Origin of the sequence: Asanoa sp. NPDC049573 (genome assembly GCF_040676615.1) — a bacterium.
In the GTDB taxonomy this organism is placed as follows: Bacteria; Actinomycetota; Actinomycetes; order Mycobacteriales; family Micromonosporaceae; genus Asanoa.
In genome coordinates, this window is sequence record NZ_JBFAPI010000036.1 from 37,620 (window position 1) to 40,881 (window position 3,262).

The window sequence follows — 3,262 nt, forward strand, 5'->3', positions numbered from 1 at the left end:
ACCGGGTCTCGCGCAGCCCACCAACGCCGTAACTCGAGCGGATCGTGCAGCCCACCCACGCCCTGGACCGAACCGGCATCGCGCACCCGAACGCCCTGAACCCGAACAGCACCGCCCAGCCCACCAACGCCGGAACCCGACCGGGTCTCGCAGCCCACCAACGCCCTGACCCCGACCGGCGTCGCGCACCCGACCGACGCCACGAACCCGACCGGCATCGCGCAACCCGACGCCCCGGAAACGGCATCGCCCCACCCGACCGCCACCACCAACCCGACCGGCGTCGGGCAGCCGGCTGCGGCGGGTCCTGACGGAGACGGCGATTCGGTGGCTTTCGGGCCGCCCGGTCAGCGGACCGGGGCGAAGATCGACAGGAGCAGGTAGGCGGTCGGGACCGCGAACAGGATCGAGTCGAGGCGGTCCATCAGGCCGCCGTGGCCTGGGAGTAGGCGGCTCATGTCCTTGACGCCCAGGTCGCGCTTGAGCATCGACTCGGCCAGGTCTCCGAGGACCGCGGCCACGCTGATCGCCACGCCGAAGACGGCGCCCCACCAGAAGTCGATGTTGAGCAGGAAGTAGCAGGTCACGGCGCTGCCGATGGCCGCGGCGGTCAGCGAGCCGCCGAAGCCTTCCCATGACTTCTTGGGGCTGATCGTCGGCGCCATGGGGTGGCGGCCCAGGAAGACGCCGGCCGCGTAGCCGCCGGTGTCCGACAGCACGACCGCGATCAGCACGACCAGCACGCGGTCGGCGCCGTCTGCCGGCGTGGCCAGCAGGGCCGCGAAGCCGGCGAGGAACGGCACGTAGACCGCTATCAGCGTGGACACGGTCAGGTCGAGCTTGAAGTCCTTCGGACCGTCGGCCAGCCGCCAGACGGCCGCCGCCAACACCGTGGCCACCAGGCCGAGCAGGAGGGCGTCGGCTCCGGCGTACCAGGCCAGGCCGACCATCAGGACTCCGCCGGCGATCAGCGGGATGGCCGGCGGATGCGCGCGCACCTCTCGGGTGGCCCGGCTGAGCTCCCAGATGCCGATCGCCACGGCGAGCGCGAGAACGCCCAGGAAGGCGGGCTTGTAGAGGTAGAGCGACGCGACCAGGATCCCGCCGAGCGTGACGCCGACACCGATCGCGGCCGGCAGGTTGCGGCCGGCGCGGCTGCTCTTCTGGGCGGTCGGCGGGCGGCCAGGGCCGGCGCGACGTTTGCCCGGGCCGCGGCGGCGCCCGGGCGGGTTGGGCGGCTCGTCGTCGGAGCGCGCCCGGTCGCGGCGCCGGCCGCCGTCGCGTCCCGATGGCTCGCGCCGCCGGTCGTCGTGCGGCTGGACCACGGGCAGCTGGGTCGTGTCGGCGGTGTAGCCGTTGACCTCCGGCTCCTGCAGCGGATCGGGCGACTCCGGCCGCGGGTCGGGCTCGGGCTGCTGCTGGAAGCCGGGCTGTGTGGGGCCGGCCCAACCGGGGACGTCGAGGTGGGCCGGGAAGCCGGGGTCGTACTCCTCGGGCGCGACACCTGGGTGTCGCGCCCGACGCGGATCGACGCTCGAATAGGGGTCGGAGTAGGACATCACGCCGTAACCGGGCTCGCCGTCGAACGCCGCATGTCGCCGAGCCCCCCTTCGCCTATCGATCTCCTGACCAGGAGGAATCGTGCCGAGCCTACTGCACTCGCGGCCGCCTCCAGCTCAGACCTCGAGCAGCTCGGTTTCCTTGTGCTTGAGGAGTTCATCGATCTGTGTGGTGTAGCGGTGAGTCAGGTCGTCAAGGTCTTTTTCGGCCCGTCGGCCCTCGTCTTCCCCGGTCTCGCCGTCTTTCACCAGCCGGTCGAGCTCTTCCTTGGCTTTACGCCGTACGTTGCGAATGGCGACCTTGGAATCTTCTGCCTTGCCCCGCGCCACCTTGATCATGTCGCGGCGCCGTTCCTCGGTCATCTGGGGAAGCACGATGCGCAGCTGCGTGCCCTCGTTGTTGGGGTTGACTCCGAGGTCCGAGTCGCGGATCGCCTTCTCCATCGCGTGGAGCTGCGAGTTGTCGTAGGGCTTGATGATCGCCATCCGCGGCTCGGGAGTGCCCACGGACGCCATCTGGGTCAGCGGCGTCGGGGTGCCGTAGTAGTCGATGACGATCTTCGAGAACATCGCCGCGTTGGCCCGCCCGGTGCGGATCGCGGCGAACTCCTCCTTGGCGTGGTCGACCGCGCGATCCATCTTCTCCTCGGCCTCGAGGAGTGTGTCGTCGATCACCTGGTCCGTCGCCTCCTTCTGGGGATGTGGCACTCAGTTGGCTGTGATCAAGGTGCCGATGCGCTCGCCCGCGACGGCCCGCATGATCGTGTCGTCGCCCTCGGCGCCGAACACGAGCATCGGCAGGCCGTTTTCCTCGCAGAGGCTGAACGCGGCCGCGTCGGCGACCCGCAGGCCACGGCGTAGCACCTCGGCGAACGTGACCGAGTCGAACTTGCTGGCCGTCGGGTCGGTGCGCGGATCGGCGGTGTAGACCCCGTCAACCCCGTTCTTGCTCATCAACACCACGTCGGCCCGGATCTCCAGCGCGCGCTGGGCGGCGACGGTGTCGGTGGAGAAGTAAGGCATCCCGGCGCCGGCGCCGAAGATCACCACCCGACCCTTTTCCAAGTGGCGGATCGCGCGCAGGGGGATGTAGGGCTCGGCGACCTGGGCCATGGTGATCGCGCTCTGCACCCGGGTCTCGATGCCCTCCTTCTCCAGGAAGTCCTGAAGGGCCAGGCAGTTCATGACGGTGCCGAGCATGCCCATGTAGTCGGCACGGGCGCGGTCCATGCCGCGCTTCTGCAACTCGGCGCCCCGGAAGAAGTTGCCACCGCCGACCACGACGGCGACCTGGACGCCGCGGCGGACGACGGACGCTATCTGGCGCGCGACGGCCTGCACGACGTCGGGGTCGACACCGACCATGCCGCCGCCGAACACCTCGCCGGAGAGCTTGAGCACGACCCGGCGCGGCCGGCCCGGCGGTGGTGCGGTGGGGTCCTCGACCACCCGCGTTGACTCGTCTGCCACGTGGGTCATCCGACCGCCTCTCGTCGCCTCGGCACCGATCCGGTGCGCCTCGCCTAGGCACCGGTCCGGTGCCACCTGGAGCGTATTGCCTTCCAGGCCACCGGCGCCCCGGCCGGTGGCGGGGGCCCCCCCCCGGGCGGCGGGGGGGGGGGGCCCGGGGCCGGCGGGGCGCGCGCCCGGGCGGGGGGCCCCGGGGCCGCGGGCCGCCGCCGCGTGGTAGGCGCGGTGTGGGG

General features: G+C 71.5%; 3 protein-coding genes. All 3 read right to left on the reverse strand.

The genetic code is table 11. The annotated features are described in order from the left end of the window. Positions 1-347 precede the first annotated feature (347 nt). Complete coding sequence (locus tag AB0J74_RS37750) at positions 348-1,559, reverse strand: phosphatidate cytidylyltransferase (RefSeq protein ID WP_363457728.1); 1,212 nt, start codon at positions 1,557-1,559, stop codon at positions 348-350. Between the two features lie 117 nt (positions 1,560-1,676). Further along, positions 1,677-2,234, reverse strand: coding sequence for a ribosome recycling factor (frr, locus tag AB0J74_RS37755; RefSeq protein ID WP_363457731.1), 558 nt, complete (start codon positions 2,232-2,234; stop codon positions 1,677-1,679). Positions 2,235-2,267: 33 nt separating this feature from the next. Continuing rightward, complete coding sequence (gene pyrH / locus AB0J74_RS37760) at positions 2,268-3,038, reverse strand: UMP kinase (protein WP_363457734.1); 771 nt, start codon at positions 3,036-3,038, stop codon at positions 2,268-2,270. Between the last annotated feature and the right edge of the window lie 224 nt (positions 3,039-3,262).